Annotated in this window: 22 protein-coding genes; 16 read left to right on the forward strand and 6 right to left on the reverse strand. The window is 65.1% G+C overall.

The features are described 5' to 3' along the window. Positions 1 to 62: 62 nt before the first annotated feature. Positions 63 to 788 (forward strand): haloacid dehalogenase type II, encoded by a 726-nt coding sequence (locus tag V7S63_RS10610; protein ID WP_336530175.1) that lies wholly within the window; start codon positions 63 to 65, stop codon positions 786 to 788. Here the strand turns inward: V7S63_RS10610 and V7S63_RS10615 are convergent, their stop codons facing one another. Further along, a complete protein-coding gene (locus V7S63_RS10615; RefSeq protein ID WP_336530176.1) occupies positions 789 to 1343 on the reverse strand; it encodes a DUF924 family protein in 555 nt (184 codons plus the stop codon). A gap of 146 nt (positions 1344 to 1489) precedes the next feature. Here V7S63_RS10615 and V7S63_RS10620 point away from each other — a divergent pair, with 146 nt between their 5' ends. From V7S63_RS10620 to V7S63_RS10650, 7 genes are all read left to right on the forward strand, one after another. Then, a complete protein-coding gene (locus V7S63_RS10620) occupies positions 1490 to 2140 on the forward strand; it encodes a TetR/AcrR family transcriptional regulator C-terminal domain-containing protein (RefSeq protein ID WP_336530177.1) in 651 nt (216 codons plus the stop codon). A 34-nt stretch (positions 2141 to 2174) separates the two neighbouring features. Continuing rightward, complete coding sequence (ilvC, locus tag V7S63_RS10625; protein WP_091840607.1) at positions 2175 to 3194, forward strand: ketol-acid reductoisomerase; 1020 nt, start codon at positions 2175 to 2177, stop codon at positions 3192 to 3194. 284 nt (positions 3195 to 3478) lie between these two features. Further along, a complete protein-coding gene (locus V7S63_RS10630; protein WP_091840610.1) occupies positions 3479 to 3664 on the forward strand; it encodes a hypothetical protein in 186 nt (61 codons plus the stop codon). A gap of 26 nt (positions 3665 to 3690) precedes the next feature. Then, a complete protein-coding gene (locus V7S63_RS10635; RefSeq protein ID WP_143079780.1) occupies positions 3691 to 3909 on the forward strand; it encodes a hypothetical protein in 219 nt (72 codons plus the stop codon). Positions 3910 to 4179: 270 nt separating this feature from the next. Beyond that, positions 4180 to 5007 (forward strand): helix-turn-helix transcriptional regulator, encoded by an 828-nt coding sequence (locus V7S63_RS10640; RefSeq protein WP_336530178.1) that lies wholly within the window; start codon positions 4180 to 4182, stop codon positions 5005 to 5007. Positions 5008 to 5095: 88 nt separating this feature from the next. Further along, positions 5096 to 5476, forward strand: a complete 381-nt coding sequence (locus V7S63_RS10645; RefSeq protein ID WP_336530179.1) for a DUF1127 domain-containing protein — start codon at positions 5096 to 5098, stop codon at positions 5474 to 5476. 24 nt (positions 5477 to 5500) lie between these two features. Further along, positions 5501 to 5653, forward strand: coding sequence for a hypothetical protein (locus tag V7S63_RS10650; RefSeq protein ID WP_336530180.1), 153 nt, complete (start codon positions 5501 to 5503; stop codon positions 5651 to 5653). A 62-nt stretch (positions 5654 to 5715) separates the two neighbouring features. Here the strand turns inward: V7S63_RS10650 and V7S63_RS10655 are convergent, their stop codons facing one another. Both V7S63_RS10655 and V7S63_RS10660 read right to left on the reverse strand, forming a co-directional pair. Then, positions 5716 to 6084 carry a ComEA family DNA-binding protein gene (locus tag V7S63_RS10655; RefSeq protein WP_336530181.1) on the reverse strand — a complete coding sequence of 123 codons (369 nt, stop codon included), beginning with the start codon at positions 6082 to 6084 and terminating at the stop codon, positions 5716 to 5718. 204 nt (positions 6085 to 6288) lie between these two features. Further along, the gene (locus V7S63_RS10660) at positions 6289 to 6825 is read right to left on the reverse strand and encodes a DedA family protein (protein WP_091840621.1); all 537 of its coding nucleotides are present in this window, start codon (positions 6823 to 6825) and stop codon (positions 6289 to 6291) included. Positions 6826 to 7013: 188 nt separating this feature from the next. On the opposite strand from V7S63_RS10660, the gene V7S63_RS10665 reads away from it, so the two are divergent. From V7S63_RS10665 to V7S63_RS10675, 3 genes are all read left to right on the forward strand, one after another. After that, positions 7014 to 7883, forward strand: coding sequence for an ABC transporter ATP-binding protein (locus V7S63_RS10665; RefSeq protein ID WP_091840624.1), 870 nt, complete (start codon positions 7014 to 7016; stop codon positions 7881 to 7883). Next, positions 7880 to 8671, forward strand: a complete 792-nt coding sequence (locus V7S63_RS10670) for an ABC transporter permease (protein WP_336530182.1) — start codon at positions 7880 to 7882, stop codon at positions 8669 to 8671. Before V7S63_RS10665 ends, V7S63_RS10670 begins: the two co-directional genes overlap by 4 nt. Positions 8672 to 8738: 67 nt before the next feature. After that, positions 8739 to 10106: a DUF3592 domain-containing protein gene (locus V7S63_RS10675; RefSeq protein ID WP_336530183.1), complete on the forward strand. Its 1368-nt coding sequence runs from the start codon at positions 8739 to 8741 to the stop codon at positions 10104 to 10106. Positions 10107 to 10204: 98 nt separating this feature from the next. Here the strand turns inward: V7S63_RS10675 and V7S63_RS10680 are convergent, their stop codons facing one another. Then, positions 10205 to 10714 (reverse strand): hypothetical protein, encoded by a 510-nt coding sequence (locus V7S63_RS10680; RefSeq protein ID WP_336530184.1) that lies wholly within the window; start codon positions 10712 to 10714, stop codon positions 10205 to 10207. A 254-nt stretch (positions 10715 to 10968) separates the two neighbouring features. Here V7S63_RS10680 and V7S63_RS10685 point away from each other — a divergent pair, with 254 nt between their 5' ends. Continuing rightward, entirely contained in the window at positions 10969 to 11994 is a 1026-nt protein-coding gene (locus V7S63_RS10685) for an ABC transporter substrate-binding protein (RefSeq protein ID WP_091840635.1), read from the forward strand. Between the two features lie 161 nt (positions 11995 to 12155). Here the strand turns inward: V7S63_RS10685 and V7S63_RS10690 are convergent, their stop codons facing one another. Continuing rightward, complete coding sequence (locus tag V7S63_RS10690) at positions 12156 to 12533, reverse strand: cupin domain-containing protein (RefSeq protein WP_336530185.1); 378 nt, start codon at positions 12531 to 12533, stop codon at positions 12156 to 12158. A gap of 75 nt (positions 12534 to 12608) precedes the next feature. Next, complete coding sequence (locus V7S63_RS10695) at positions 12609 to 12893, reverse strand: hypothetical protein (RefSeq protein ID WP_336530186.1); 285 nt, start codon at positions 12891 to 12893, stop codon at positions 12609 to 12611. A 347-nt stretch (positions 12894 to 13240) separates the two neighbouring features. Here V7S63_RS10695 and V7S63_RS10700 point away from each other — a divergent pair, with 347 nt between their 5' ends. The 4 genes from V7S63_RS10700 to V7S63_RS10715 all read left to right on the forward strand — a co-directional run bounded on the left by V7S63_RS10700 (position 13241) and on the right by V7S63_RS10715 (position 15695). Next, positions 13241 to 13657 carry a hypothetical protein gene (locus V7S63_RS10700; protein WP_336530187.1) on the forward strand — a complete coding sequence of 139 codons (417 nt, stop codon included), beginning with the start codon at positions 13241 to 13243 and terminating at the stop codon, positions 13655 to 13657. Between the two features lie 75 nt (positions 13658 to 13732). Beyond that, positions 13733 to 14140 carry a nuclear transport factor 2 family protein gene (locus V7S63_RS10705; RefSeq protein WP_336530188.1) on the forward strand — a complete coding sequence of 136 codons (408 nt, stop codon included), beginning with the start codon at positions 13733 to 13735 and terminating at the stop codon, positions 14138 to 14140. 158 nt (positions 14141 to 14298) lie between these two features. Beyond that, positions 14299 to 15147, forward strand: a complete 849-nt coding sequence (gene pdxY, locus V7S63_RS10710) for a pyridoxal kinase PdxY (RefSeq protein ID WP_336530189.1) — start codon at positions 14299 to 14301, stop codon at positions 15145 to 15147. Continuing rightward, complete coding sequence (locus tag V7S63_RS10715) at positions 15144 to 15695, forward strand: hypothetical protein (RefSeq protein WP_143079782.1); 552 nt, start codon at positions 15144 to 15146, stop codon at positions 15693 to 15695. The genes pdxY and V7S63_RS10715 overlap by 4 nt, the downstream gene beginning before the upstream one ends. Positions 15696 to 15728 lie beyond the last annotated feature (33 nt).

The following is a 15728-nucleotide window of genomic DNA, read 5'->3' on the forward strand; positions in this document are numbered from 1 at the left end:
TCACGGCGGTGCGGGAGCTCGCTATGGTCGATGCAGCTCCGCATCCATGAGGACGACCCGCGATGAAACTCACCGATTTCAAGGTTCTGACCTTCGACTGCTACGGCACGCTGATCGACTGGGAGACAGGAATCTGGAACGCGCTGCAGCCACTGATCAGCGCCGGCCGGCTCAACCTCAAGCGCGAAGAAGCGCTGGCGCGCTTCGGCAAGCTTGAGAGCGAGCTGGAGGAGGCGGGGCCGTCGCTGCGCTATTCGACATTGCTCGCCGCCGTCCATGCCCGGCTCGCCAAGGATCTCGGCGTCAACATCCATGCCGACCTGAATGAGCGCTTCGGCGGCTCGGTGCCGGACTGGCCGGCCTTCCCGGATTCCGCCGAGGCGCTCGCCTATCTCAAGCGACACTACAAGCTCGTCATCCTCTCCAATGTCGATCGGACGAGCTTCGCGGCCAGCAATCGCAAGCTCGGCGTGGCCTTCGACGCGATCTACACGGCCGAGGATATCGGCTCCTACAAGCCCGATCCGCGCAATTTCGCCTATCTGCTGGCGCATCTCGAGGCCGACCTCGGCCTGAAGCCCGGCGATGTCCTGCACACCGCGCAGAGCCTGTTCCACGATCATGTCCCGGCCGAGCGGGCCGGGCTGGCGCGCGCCTGGATCGACCGGCGCTTCGGCATGGCCGGGAGCGGGGCAACGCAGATGCCGGCGAACCGGCCGAAGGTCGACTTCCATTTCAAGAGCATGGCCGAACTGGCCGAGGCTCATCGAAGGGCAACACGAGGATGATCAGCCGCTGAAGCCGCCATCATCGAGGAAGCGCTGCTCCTCGGCCGAGCTTTCTCGGCCGAGGACGGCGTTGCGGTGGGGGAAACGGCCGAAATCGCGGATGATGTCGCGATGGATGATCGCGTATTTGACCGAGTCGTCATCGCCCGAAGCCTTGCTCAGGGCGACGCAACGCTCCTGGTCCGCAAGGTCCTCGGAGTGCATGAACGGCATGTAGAAAAAGCGCCGCTCCGGATTCTCGAAGGCCTCGTCGAAGCCGCGCGCGATCGCCCGGCCGGCAACCTCGCGGGCCAGCGGGTCTGCGGCGAAGGCGTGGGCCGAGCCGCGATTGAGATTGCGCGGGAACTGGTCGAGCAGGATCAGCAACGCATAGACGCCCTCCGGGCTGTCCTCCCAATCCGAAAGCCTGCCGCGCGCTGCGGCATCGACCAAAGGCCGGAAGCGCCGGGCGATCTCGGCGTCGAAGTCCTCGTCCTTGGCGAACCATTTGTCCGGGCCGGCCTCCCGCCAGAAGGCGAGGACCTCGGCGGCTTCAGGTGGGGTCGTCTGTGGCATCGTAGGCTCCGGCAAGGCTGTCTTGCTGGGAAGATATAGGTGCCCTGACAGCACAAGTGGCGATGAAATTTCTCCGGCGTGCCCTTGCGCCCCGGCAAGCCGTGCGATAGACGGCAGAACCGTAACGTACGGTACTCTCCAGAGCGATGAACGACACCGCGACCCATAGTCAAGGCGAGGCGCTGAGCGAGCGGCAGCAGGCCGTGCTCGACGCCGTGCTGGCACTGATGGTGGAGCAGGGCGACCAGCTGACCATGACCGCAGTGGCGCGGCGCGCGAGCTGCTCGAAGGAGACGCTGTACAAATGGTTCGGCGATCGCGACGGGCTGCTGACCGCGACCGTGCAATGGCAGGCCTCGAAGGTCCGCGCCGACAATTACGACCGCCAGGCGCTCGACGCGGCGACGCTGCGCAAGAGCCTGCGGGACTTCGCCGAGAACTGGCTGAGCGTGATCACGAGCCAGACCTCGATCGCGCTCAACCGCGCCGCCATCGGCCATGCCGCCTCGGGCAAGAGCAATCTCGGCGGCATCGTGCTGGCGAACGGGCGTTTCGCCATCGGCGAGCGCTTGAAGCCGGTTCTGGAAGCCGGTCGCGCCGCTGGGCTGCTCGATTTCGATGACGCGGAAACGGCGTTCCGCACCTTCTTTGGCCTGGTCGGCCGCGATGTCCAGGTCAGGCTGCTGCTGGGCGACGCGCTCGCCTCCGGCAAGGCCGAGATCCAGCGCGACGCGGCCCGGGCCACCGACCAGTTCCTCGCACTTCACGGGCGGCCGAAAACCGTACCGAAAGCTTGAAGCCTAGAGATCAACCCAAGGAAGGACGCATCCAATGCGCGTTTATTACGATCGCGACGCCGACATCAACCTGATCAAGGGCAAGAAGGTCTGCATCGTCGGCTACGGCAGCCAAGGCCATGCCCATGCGCTCAACCTGCGCGATTCCGGCGTCAAGGACGTCATCATCGCGCTGAAGGCCGGCTCGGCCACTCGCAAGAAGGCCGAAGAGGCCGGCTTCAAGGTCATGACCCCGTCCGAGGCCGCCAAGGTCTCCGACATCATGATGATGCTGACCCCGGACGAGCTGCAGGGCGACATCTATCGCGACGAGCTGCATGCCAACATGAAGGAGGGCGCCGCCCTCCTGTTCGCGCACGGCCTCAACGTCCATTTCAACCTGATCGAGCCGCGCAAGGACCTCGACGTGCTGATGGTCGCGCCGAAGGGCCCGGGCCACACCGTCCGCTCCGAGTATCAGCGCGGCGGCGGCGTGCCGACCCTGATCGCGATCCATCAGGACGCAACCGGCAACGCCCATGACCTCGGCCTGTCCTACGCTTCGGCCAATGGCGGCGGCCGCGCCGGCATCATCGAGACCACCTTCAAGGAAGAGTGCGAGACCGACCTGTTCGGCGAGCAGGTCGTGCTCTGCGGCGGCCTGGTCGAGCTGATCAAGGCCGGCTACGAGACGCTGACCGAGGCCGGCTACGCTCCCGAGATGGCCTATTTCGAGTGCCTGCACGAAGTGAAGCTGATCGTCGACCTCATCTATGAGGGCGGCATCGCCAACATGAACTACTCGATCTCGAACACCGCCGAGTATGGCGAGTACGTCACCGGCCCGCGCATCATCACCGCCGAGACCAAGGCCGAGATGAAGCGCGTGCTCAGCGACATCCAGTCGGGCAAGTTCACCCGCGACTGGATGCTGGAGAACAAGGTCAACCAGACCTCGTTCAAGGCGACCCGCGCCCGCTACGCCGCTCATCCGATCGAGGAAGTCGGCGCCAAGCTGCGCGACATGATGCCGTGGATCAAGGCCAAGGCCCTGGTCGACAAGACCAAGAACTGAGGGTTGATCCACGCTTCCTGATTTCGCGACGGCCCGGCTGCCGCCGGGCCTTCGGGATCAAGCCAAGGCCCTGGTCGACAAGACCAAGAACTGAGGCGAGCGCCGGACTTCGCATCGCGATTCAACGCGATGGCAAGCTGATTCCGGAAACGCTTGCAGTTGCTTGAAATTGAAAGGGAACGGGCGCCTCGACGGGCGCCCGTTTCGCGTTGAGGGAACCCGGCCTGGGAACCGGCCCCCGCGCTGGACGTTGATGCTCCAGTCAATACATGCAGGAGCGTGCGATGACCGGCCAGGACGAACTGAGAGAGAGGGCGATCGAACGGCTGCATCAACGCCATGCCCGGCACGGGCTGGCCGATGTCGCCAAGCCTGTCTCGTGGGAGGATCAGCTGCCGATCCTGCTCCTGGGCGGATTTCTCGCCGTCACACTGCTGGCGAGCGTGCTCATCCGCGCCGTCGGAGGCTGATGGCGAAGGAGCAAATGGAGGCGGTCATGCAAGACGACGTCAAGGCGCGCGAGGCGCGCATTCCTGAGCAGGGTGGCGATCCGATTCCGCCGATGCGGGCGGATGTCCATTCCAGCGCCGACCCGGCGGTCGAGACCCCCGTGGAGGCGAGGCAAGGCTTCCTCGACCGGCCAGTGCTGGTTGTCCTGGTCGCAGGCCTGGCGCTCGCGGTGGTCGGCTGGATCGTAGCGGGGGTGTGGGCCTAACAGATCGAGCGCCAATTTCGGCGAAGGCATTCACTGACGAAACAGACCAAGCTGAACAGATGGAGGCGATGATGACACCGATCCGATCGATGCCTGCGTCCCAGGGGTTTCAGTTCAAGCTAGCACATCTGGCGCTGGGCGCCTCGTTCGCCCTGCTGACAATGATCGTCTTCGGCGTGCTGTAGTTCGCGATGGCGCCAGAGCCGGCAGGGCTAAGCCAACTCAGCCTGGCCCGGCCGGCTCGTCTTGAGCGCACCGCGAAAGGCAGGCATGTCGCAGTTCTCGGTGAGCAGGCTTCTCGACAGCGAGATCGTGCTGGTGCGCGACGTCGTCTGCTCCGGCGAGTGCCGGCATCGCAGCGGCGAAGAGTGTGCGCACGCCACCCATCTGGTCTTTCCCTATCGCGGTATCTTCGTCCGCCATGTCGGGCGTGACGACGCGGTCGCGGAGAGCAATCAGGTCCTGTTCTTCAATCCGCATGAGGGCTACCAGGTCAGCCACCCAGTTGCCGGCGGCGATGCCTGCCTCGATTTGCGCCTCAGCCAAGACATTCTGGACGAACTCGCGCCGGCAGAGCTGTTGCGCAGGGGGGCGGCCTCCTTCCTGATGCAGCGCCGCCGGATTGACCCGCGCGCGCAGGTGCTCGTCGCCCTGTTGCGGCACAGCCTGCAGCGCGGCATTTCCGAGCCGCTCGAAGCGGAGACGCTGGCGTTGACGCTGGTGCGGCGTGCCTTGGGCGAACGGACCTCGCATACTGCCGGCGCTTCTGCCGGGCGGCGCAAGCTCGTCGATCGGGCCAAGGTGGTGATGGCCTCCGATCTCGCCCGGCGCTGGACATTGGCCGAGATCGCCTCGGAGGTCGGGGTCTCCCCGGTCTATCTCACGCAGGTCTTCGCCCAGGTCGAGGCCGTGCCGCTCTATCGCTACCACTTGCGCCTGCGGCTGGCGCGGGCGCTCGACCTGCTCGGCGACTCTGACGACCTGACCCAGCTCGGGCTCGAGCTTGGTTTCTCCAGCCACAGCCATTTCAGCGCCGCGTTCCGGCAGGCCTATGGCCGCACGCCGGCGGAGTTCCAGCGCTCGCTCAATCTCCGCTGACAGACGCTGTCACTGATCGCGAAAGATTCTGACAGCGGCTGACAGCCAGAGGGTGTCCTGTTCCGTCTCACAACGACGGAGACAGGTCATGATCAGCTTCATCATCGGATCGGCCAAGCCTGTGCTCGCGATGTTCGACGTGCTTGGCCGCATTCTCGGCGCGCTCGACAACTGGCTGCAATCGCGCCGCGACTATCGCACCCTCTGCGACATGAGCGAACGCGATCTGCGCGATCTCGGACTGCGCGACAGCGATCTGCGCGACGCCACGGCGGCGCCGTTCTTCGGCGACCCGACGGGCATCATCTCGCTGCGCGTCGAGGAGCGGCGAGGTCTTGCGGGTGGGGAAAGCGTGGATCAGGCGCTGCGCGGCCTGAGCGCCGGAACCTCGGTTTCACCCGAGCGGATCGCTAAAGAATCCGACAGCGCGGAGGGCGGCCGGGTGGTCCTTCTCAGGGCGGCCGAATGAGCGGCCGCGAGAAGGAGGAAGGCCATGAGTGGAACCTGCGCAGCCTGCGATTGCGAACTCGACGAAACCCCGATCAAGATTACGATCGGCGGCAATACCGTCGAGGTCTGCTGCGACGACTGTGCCCAGGCGCTGCGGGAGGCTGATGCCTCGCAGGCGCAGGGCGATGGCATCTAGCCCGCCCGGAAACGGCAGAGCCGGCCGCGAGAGCGGCCGGCTCTTTTTTCGCTTGAGGGGGATCAGAAGGTGACGTGATCCTTGATCTCGGCCTCGACGTTCGAGGGCAGCACGCTGCGCTTCACCAGATCGTCGAAGTTCTTGAACTTCGCTTTGCCGCGCTCCTCGATGATCTTCTTGGAGCGGGCCTCGCCGATGCCCTTGAGCTGCTCGAGCTCGGCGGCGCTGGCGGTGTTGATATTGACCTTCTTGGTCTGGGCCTGCGTGGTCGGCGCGGCCGGTTTCGCCGCGGGGGCGGCCGGTGTGGCGGGCGTCGTCACGGGCGCGGCCGGCTTGGCCGGGGTGGTGGGCTGGGTCGCGGTCTGTGCGAGGGCCGGGCCGGCGGCGAGCGCGAGCGCGGCGAGGCCGATAGCGAAACGAGACATCGTCATGGCGTGGACTCCTGTAAGCCCTGCCCGGGAAGCTGGAGCTGCGCGGATGCCGGGCCGTCCGCGCCGCCGCGCCGGTTACGGACCGGAGGATCCGGTCGAGGCGCGATGGCTGGACTTTCGGCCGGGGCGGCTGAACGCGATCTGAGGCGAGCGTTCAGCTGGCGTTATGCTCCTCGCCGGGTTTTCGCCGCGATTGGCGCGACCTTATTTGCCGGTGAACTGCATCATGTATTCGGAGAAGCGACCGGCCCCGTAGATCAGGCCGAAGCCCCAGGCGAAGGACGCAGCGAAGTTCGCGATCTGGAAGGGCCAGAACGGCATCTTCACGATGCCGGCGACGAGCGCGATCACCGCCCGGATGGGTCCGAAGAAATGGCCGATGGCGACGCCGAGCACGCCCCATTTCTCGAAGAAGTCGTGGCCACGCTGAAGCAGGGCCGGGTTGTTGCGGATCGGCCAGTGGTCATTGACGCGCGGCCCGAGGACGAGGCCGACCCAGTAAGAAATCCAGAAGCCTGAGGCCGCGCCGAGCGCTGCCGCCAGCGAGAGCGGCACGAGGTTGAGGCCGGAGGCGCCGGCGATCGCGCCGAAAGCGGTGAAGAACACTGTCGCCGGCACCAGCCAGGACAGGATCGCGACGCATTCGGCGAAGGCGATGAAGAAGACGATCGGCGCCGCCCAGTACTGGTTGACGCGCATGAACGCGACAAGCTCGTGCATCCATTGCTCAAGCTGGGGCATGGGCTGGCGATTCTCCTGAAGCCGGCGCGAACGGTATTGGGAGCGATAGAGCAGAAGCGTCGATTTTTCGCTACCGGTTAGCAGGCTGGCGGGGCGGGTTGCCTTCGCGGGTTGATTGCCTAGTGTTCGCGACGAACGGAAATAAGCCGCGCGCCGGAAGGCTGGCGACGGCAGGGGATGGGATATCCATGGAGTCCAAGGTCAGCCCGCCCGGCGATAGGGGCGCGGCAGCGGAACAGCCGGCGGTCAAGCTCGCCGGCATCGACATCACCTTCCATCTCAAGGGCGGCAGCCGCTACCAGGCGGTGAAGGGCATCGATCTGTCCGTCGCGCCGGGCGAGTTCGTCTCGGTGGTCGGACCGACCGGCTGCGGCAAGTCGACCCTGCTCAATGCCGCCGCCGGTCTGCTGACGCCGTCCGCCGGCAAGGTCTCGATCTTCGGCCAGCCGCTGTCCGGCCTCAACCGCCGCGCCGGCTATCTCTTCCAGCAGGACGCGCTGATGCCGTGGAAGACGGCGCTCGACAACGTCAAGGTCGCGCTGGAGCCGATGGGCGTTTCGGATGCCGAGGCCGACAAGCGGGCGCGCGACTGGCTCGGGCGCGTCGGCCTGCGCGCCTTCGTCGAGCGCTATCCGCACATGCTCTCCGGTGGCCAGCGCAAGCGCGTGGCCCTCGCGCAGATGCTGATCCGCGATCCCGAGATCCTCCTGATGGACGAGCCCTTCGGGCCGCTCGACGCGCAGACCCGGCAGATCATGGGCAATCTCCTGCTCGATCTCTGGTCGAAGGACCGGAAGGCGCTGATCTTCGTGACGCACGATCTGGAGGAGGCGATCGCGCTCTCCGATCGGGTCGTAGTGATGACGGCCGGCCCCGCCGCCGGCATCGTCGCCGACTATCGCGTGCCGCTGGCGCGGCCGCGCGACATCGCCGAGATCAGGCTGGAGAAGGCCTTCCACGAGATCCATCGCGACATCTGGGCCTCGCTCAGGGTCGAGGTCCAGAAGGCCTATGCGATGGGCGAAGGCAAAGAACTGGTCGAGGGGGCCTCGTCATGAACCGCGTCAAGCTCCTCTCGCTCCAGATCCTGGTCATGATCGTCTTCCTGGCGATCTGGCACATCGTCACCACCACCAGCCTGTTCGGCGACATCAAGACGACGCAGTTCTTCTTCTCGACCCCGGCCGACGTGCTGGCCCGGACCTGGAAGCAGCTGACCGGGGCAGATATCTACTACCATCTTGGCATCACCCTGACCGAGACGGTGCTCGCTTTCGTCATCGGCTCGGCGGCCGGCATCTTCTTCGGCTTCGCCTTCGCCCGGAACGAACTGCTGGCGGCGGTGTTCGATCCCTATATCAAGGCGGCGAACGCACTGCCGCGCGTCGTGCTGGCGCCGATCTTCGCGCTCTGGTTCGGCCTCGGCATCTGGTCGAAGGTGGCGCTCGGCTTCACGCTGGTGTTCTTCATCGTCTTCTTCAACGTCTACCAGGGCGTGCGCGAGGTCTCGCCGACCGTGCTGGCCAATGCCCGCATGCTGGGGATGAACGAGCGCCAGCTCTTCCGCCATGTCTACTGGCCGTCGGCGCTGACCTGGATGTTCTCGTCCCTGCACACCTCGGTCGGCTTTGCGCTGGTCGGCGCGGTGGTCGGCGAATATCTCGGGTCCTCGGCCGGGCTCGGCTACAAGATCCACGAGGCCGAGAGCGTCTTCGACGTCACCGGCGTGTTCTCGGGCATGCTCATCCTGGCGATCTTCGTGATCCTGATCGATTCGATCGTGACGCTGGTCGAGAACCGGCTTCTGGTCTGGCGGCCGGGCCAGAGCTCGACCACCACGACGTAGGGTCAGCGTGACTTGATTTAAGGCCTTAACGAGCGCCATGCTCGCCCTTCCATCATCGGGGGCGATCATGGAACTCGATGTCTGCGATCGCATAACGACCGATCCGACGGCCGAGGACATAACCCGCGCCGTCGACCAGCGCGGCGACGATCCCGACTGGTTCATCACCCTCTCCGACGATGACGGCTATGTCGAAGCGGGGCTGGAAGGGAGAGGTCGGTTCCGGCTGGCCTATCACTCCGGCAAGGCGCGGTTCGATGCGGCCGAGACGGTCGACGCCGCGACGCTGAAGCGGATACTCCTCGCCTATCTCGGTGGCGACAGAACCTGGCGGGGCAAGCTGGCCTGGCAGCCCAAGGTCTCGCCGGCCAAGGCGGCCGAGGCCAGAGGCGAGCCGCCGACCTGGGCGGTGATAGCGGTCGTCGCCTCGCTGGCGCTGATCTTCGTGATCGTGGAGGTGCTGCCGGAGAGCTGGGTCGAACGGCTGCCTTTCGTCGGAACGACCATGGGCAATATCGCGCTGATCGCGCTGCCGATGGTGGTGATGGTCGCCGCCATGGTCGTCAATGCGATGCTCAAGGTGCGGCGCGCCAGCAGCTGGTCGCAGGCGCCGGGGCGCATCATCCGCTCACAGATGGCCGTGCGGCGCCCGCCCGAGGGCAACGAGATCGGGACCGTCGTCAACGTTCCCGCCGTGACCTACTCCTTCTCGGTCGGCGGGGTGACCTATCAAGGCACGCGGGTCAGCCTCGGCGACATCAGCGGCAAATATGCGCAGGAGGCGCTGGCGCGCTATCCGGCGGGCAGGAACGTGACCGTCCATTACGACCCGACCGATCCCAGCGACTCCGTTCTGGAGCGCGAAGCGCCGAAGGGTGCGGTCAAGGGTTGCGGCCTCGCACTGCTCGTCGTCTTGCTCCTCGTCTGGGGACTCTACTGGGTGGCGACAGAGGGGGCCGAAGTCCTCAAGGCGCGCATGCCGGATGCGGATGTCCCGGTGATGCTGTTCGCCGGCCTGTTCGGCGGCGCGGCGCTGCTGTTCTTCGTCGGCCACCGGCGCTATCTCGCCCGCGCCAATGCCTGGCCGGTCACTGCCGGGGAGGTCGTCTCCAGCACCGTAGAGCAGCGCCATTCGACGCAGAACGGCAAGACGCGCACGACCTATCTCCCTGTCGTCGAATTCGCCTACACCGTCGAGGGCAACCGCCTGCACAGCCGGCAGGTCAAGCTCGGCCTTGAGGTCTCGGGCTCGGCGAGTTTTGCGCAGGGCATCGCCGATCGCTATCCGGCCGGCTCGCCGGTCGAGGTGCATTACGATCCGCAGGACCCATCCAACGCGGCTTTGGAAAACCCGACGGGAACGAACTGGATCCTGCTCGGCGTCGCGCTCGCCTGCTTCGCGATCACGCTCTATGCGAGCCGCATCTTCCGCTAGAGCATTTCCGCAATTCCTCGAATCGCGAAATTGCTATAAGTCCTTGCTTTATCGCATTTTCTTCACGCGAACCGGTGTCCACTTCGCTCGAAAATGCTCTAGCCCGAATCGTCCGTGCTCTTCTGGCCCGGCGAAGCTCCGAGCATCCGTATCAGCTCGGCATAGCGCAGCATCAGCTCCTCGCGCCGCTGCATGTCGCGGTCGAACTGCTCCTGTTTATCCGTCGTGCCGCCCTCGTCCTGTACTGCGACGCCACCTTGAAACATTTCGTCGAGCGCATTGGCCATCGTCCGGTCGCTGAGCCAGACGAGCTCCTGCTGGAGCGCCGTGTACTCCGTCATCAGCTTGAAGCGCTTTTCGACCCAGCTCGGCTCGGCCGGGTCGTCCCCGCCGGCTCCTGGTGTCCGCCCGCTTGTGCTGCCCTGGGCGAGGGCGGCGCGAGCCTGGTCGGACAGGTCGAGGATGACGGCATCGTCCCGATCGGGCGTTGCCGAGGTCACCGTGGCAGGCGAAGAGCTCGCACTATCCGGAGCCAGCACGCTAGACGGCGGGCTCTGCGGAAGCTTATAGGGGGAAGGCGCAGTCCGGGCCGCTACTGCGTCCACCATGACCGTCTCCTGTTTCGTCCGTTCTGGTCGAAAGCCGTCGTCGAGGCATCGTCGGAAGTTGCTGCGACGGCCAGTGTGGAAGACCGGCTTTAACAAGCCTTGAATCTTTCCTGTCGCTTCCGCGGCGATCGGCCCCGGCTTCGCGCGCTGTGCATCGGCATGCCTGCGCTTGCCCCGCTTGCGGCAATGCGCCTATCTTCGTCGCGAAATCGCGCCTTTTTCGAAGCGCGTCATCGCTCAACCGGAGGAAACCGATGTTTTTCACTCGTCGTGCGGCGCTGGCCGCGCTCGCTGTCACCACGGCCCTCGGCCTCTCGCCGGCGTTCGCCCAGAATGCCGAGAAGCCGAAGCTGACGCTCGGCGTCGGCGGCAAGCAACTGCTCTACTATCTCCCGCTGACCGTCGCGGAGAAGAAGGGCTTCTTCAAGGAGCAGGGGCTCGACGTCGAGATCAACGATTTCGGCGGGGGCGCCAAGTCGCTGCAGGCGCTGGTCGGCGGCTCGGTCGACGTCGTCACCGGCGCCTATGAGCACACCATCCGCATGCAGGCCAAGGGCCAGGACATCCGCGCCGTGATCGAGCTCGGGCGCTTCCCGGCGATCACCATTGCGGTACGCAAGGACCTTGCCGACAAGGTCAAGTCCGCGGCCGATTTCAAGGGCCTGAAGATCGGCGTCACCGCGCCCGGCTCCTCGACGGCGCTGACCGCGCAATACGCCATGGTCAAGGCGGGCCTGAAGGCGAGCGACGCCGCGATCATCGGCGTCGGCGCCGGCGCCAGCGCGGTCGCGGCGATCAAGCAGAAGCAGGTCGACGTGATCTCGCATCTCGACCCCGTCACCTCGAAGCTGGAATCGGACGGCGACATCGTCTCGCTGATCGACACCCGCACGGAGGCCGGCACCAAGGCGCTGTTCGGCGGCTCGAATCCGGCTGCGGTCCTCTATCTCAAGAACGACTTTGCCGAGAAGAACCCGGTGACGACGCAGAAACTCGTCAACGCGCTGATGAAGTCGCTGAAATGGCTGGAGACGGCCAAGCCCGAGGATGTCGCCGATCTCGTCCCGGCGGAATACCATCTCGGTGACAAGCCGCTCTACCTGACGGCGGTGAAGAACTCGCAGGAGAGCTATTCGCGCACCGGCATCCCGACCGCCGATGCGATGAAGAGCATGTACGACTCGCTCAAGCTGCTCGACCCCGAGTTGACGAACTCTAATGTCGACCTGACCAAGACCTTCATCGACTCGTTCGCCAAGAAGGCGGCTGCAGGGTCGTAAGCGCGACGGAAGCCCCTTCTCCCCTCGGGGGAGAAGGTGGCAGCGCGAAGCGCTGACGGATGAGGGAAGGGTCGCGCGAGCGGCCCTTTCTCGTTTCACCCGGTCGAACCGCCCTCATCCCCCTGCCGGGACCTTCTCCCCCAAGGGGAGAAGGAGAAGGCTTAAGCTCGCTTCCCGCCCACCGAGATGAACGCCATCAGGCAGGGCTCAGGCAACGGGTTGCGCCAGCGATGCCGGGTGCCGTTCTGGACGATGCAGTCGCCCTGGCGCAGGTGGACCAGCTGTCCGTCGTCCAGCTCGAGCGTCATCTCGCCACGGACGACGACGCCGTAGTCGATGGTGTCGGAGGTGTGCATGCCGGGAGCGCTGAGGTCGAAATGGTCGCCCATGCGCGGGATCTTCTCCGACATTTCCTCCAGCGCGCTCTTGAAGGTCACGCCGGCCGGCGGCTTCCAGCCCTCAGGCCGGCGCGGCGGATAGGATATCAGCCGGAACATCGTGCCGCCCGGTCCGGGAAAGGCGACCGTGCCATTCAGCATCGAGTCAGGTTCCTGGCCGGTCAGCTGCGGTATGCCCTCGGTGATGTAGAGCTCGTAGAAGGTCAGCCCGGGGTTCTAGTCGATCTCGACGACCTTGGGCGTGACGTCGAAGGACTTGAATACCGATTTGCCGGCCGCATCGCGACCTGTCAGCGCTCGCTTCGGTGGTGGCAGGTCGCTGGAATCCTTCGCTCCGGCCGGCGGCGACATCGCGGTCAGGGCGCCCCCTCCGGCCAGCGCGGAGAGTGCCTGGAGCAGGCGGCGGCGATCGCTGCCGTCAGGCTGTTCAGAAAGCGTCTTGTCGTAGTCCTGGGGCCTGTTCCTGCGTAGCGCGCGCCAAAGCCAGGAGAACCTGCTCATTGTCATTCCTCCGCTGTTTCAATTCTTGTTTTTTCTTTTCGGTGCCGAGCCGCTGCGCTGTTGCGTCAAGCATCCGGCTTGCGGCAAGCAGGGTGATGAAGAATTCAGCCTTCTACAACTAGACCTTAGGCCCAGTGTTTTGCTCGGCAGCCGCGCTGGATTCTAGATGGACATCCCAGAGGCAGAGGATTTCCCTGCTTTAGAACGAGCATTTTCCTGTATTCGTTCGGCAGGCAGCTCAGCTTTCGGTCCACCAAAAGTCCAATTGTCTGCAACTGCCGGTGGGTGAATAGTGCGGCGGCGTCTGCTGGAAAGCCTTTCTGGCAGGAGGGCCAGAAGGTGCTCGCATGACGCCGAATGCCGGAGCCCTGTTTGCCTTCGTCATCCTGATCCTGCCGATGGGCTATCTGCTGCTGGCGGCCCCCGGCTTCCTGTTCGTGAAGCTCGATGTCCTGCCGGTCGCCCGGTTGATGCGGATGATGTTCAGTGCCTATTTCCAGGTGCTAGCCGTCGCGGCCGTCGTCGGGACGGTGGTCTTCGCCCTGACGGAACGCTGGGCCTTCGTGATCGGGGTCGGCGTCCTGGCGACGACGCTGCTGGGGCGGCGCTGGTTCCTGGCGCGGATGGATGCGCAGATCGCCGCCTGGCTCGCCGATGTCGGCCGCCATCTACGCCGGCTGCATTACGGCGGCATGGCGTGCAATGCCGCCCAGCTCGCCATCGTCATCGCCAGCGTACCCTACATCATGGGCTCGCCGGCCTGAGCGCGGCGGCCAACTGCACGCTGGACTTGGAGTCGCCGCGGCGCGAAAGTGGCGGTTGACGTAAGGAGAGGCGCCATGACCGATCGCGCTGCCGTCGAAGCCCTGATCCGCGATGCCTATGCCGCCCGTCATCGCGGCGATCTCGATGCCCTGATGGGCTATATGCACCCTGATTGCAGCTATCGGCTAGCCGGTGGGCCGCAGGTTGCGGAGATATTCGTGCAGCCGGAAGGGCAGGCGGCCGTGCGTGAGCAGATGGCCGGCCTGATCGCGACCTATGTCTTCAGCGACGTCGAGGAACTGGCGCTGACGGTCGACGGTGACAGGGCGACGCTTCATTGGCGCGCCAATGTCGAATGCAAGCCGACCGGACGCAGCGCCGCGTTCGAGATCATGGACATCTTCACCATTGCGGACGGCAAGGTGAAGAGCGTAACCCAGTTCACCGACACGGCTGCCGTGGCGCGATTGTCGAGCTTGTAGCGCTGAGCCTGATCGCTCTCATAACCGCTTTCGATTGGCGCGGGCCGCACCAGCCATCTTTCGGTCTTCGCGCAATTCCGGCCGCAAAACCGCTACGCACTTTTGCTGGAATTGCTTTAGGTTCGCCGCCTCGTCTCGTCGAAGGCTGGCCTACCCTCATGAACATCCTCTCGATCCAGTCCCATGTCGCCTATGGCCATGTCGGCAATACCTCCGCCGTGTTCCCGATGCAGCGGCTCGGCGTCGAGGTCTGGCCGATCCACACCGTGCAGTTCTCGAACCACACCGGCTATGGCGCGTGGAAGGGGCAGGTCTTCGATGGTGCGACGATCGACGAGTTGATGACGGGCATCGGCGAGCGCGGCGTGCTCGGAAAATGCGACGGCGTGCTGTCAGGCTATATGGGCTCGGCCGATATCGGCCACGCCATCCTCTCGGCGGTGGCGAAGGTGCGCGAGGCCAATCCGAAGGCGATGTATTGCTGCGATCCGGTGATCGGCGACGTCGGCCGCGGCGTCTTCGTCCGGCCGGGGATCCCGGAGTTCATGCGCGAGCAGGCGGTGCCGGCCGCCGACATCGTCACGCCGAACCAGTTCGAGTTGGAACTGCTCACCGATGTCGAGGTCAGAACGCTGGCCGACGCCCATCGCGCCGTCGAGGCGCTGCGTGATGCCGGGCCGAAGGTCGTGCTGGTGACCTCGCTGATCACTAATGAGACGCCCGACGATTCGATCGACCTGATGGCGGCGGACGGGCAGGGGACGTACCGGGTGCGCACGCCGAAAATCGACATCAACATCAATGGTGCCGGCGATGCGATCGCGGCGCTGTTCTTCGTCCATTATCTGCGCGACGGCTCAGCGGCGAGCGCGCTCGGCAAGGCGGCCTCCTCGATCTACGGGCTACTGAAGCGGACCAAGGAGGCAGGCTCGCGCGAGATCCTGACCGTGGCGGCGCAGGACGAGTTCGTCACGCCGAGCGTCAGTTTTGTCGCGGAGAAGACTTGAATTCCTGCGAGACGAAAGCCTATCCTGCCGGCTCTTCGTCTCGCGAGTTGAGGACAGGCCCTGTCATGAAGTGCATGCTTGCAGTATCGGCGCTGATTGCGAGCGGATTTGTGCTCTCGGCCTCGGCGCAGACATTCGAGGCGCTGGAGGGTAAATCGATCGTCGCCCAGTACAGCGAAGTCGTCCTTCTGGGTAACGGCCGAAATTTTTCTCAGACCTGGACCGAGATCGTCTACGTTTCGTCGAAGGGGCGCATCTTCCACCGGCATGATCTGAAGAGCGGCAGCGTCGGCAATCAGGGATCGCACGAAGCGATCGGCGACCGCGAGGGTGCCGGCGAGAGCCGGCAGGCGAAATTCGCCTGGACCGGTTCGGCGCTGTCGCGACAATGGACCAATCGACGGGGCGTGCATTTCCGCCAGATCATCAACGTCAGCGGCTCGGGCTGCAGCATGAGCCTCCTGCGGGAGAATATCAGGAACTTCACCGCGCGGGAGACCGCTCAATCCTGCAAGGTGGTCTCCGGGAACGCGCTCGGGACGAGTTGACGGCGGCTCCTGCCGGGTGGATAGGGCGGCATC

Origin of the sequence: Allobosea sp. CCNWLY174 (genome assembly GCF_037120455.1) — a bacterium.
Taxonomy (GTDB): Bacteria; Pseudomonadota; Alphaproteobacteria; order Rhizobiales; family Beijerinckiaceae; genus Allobosea; species Allobosea lupini.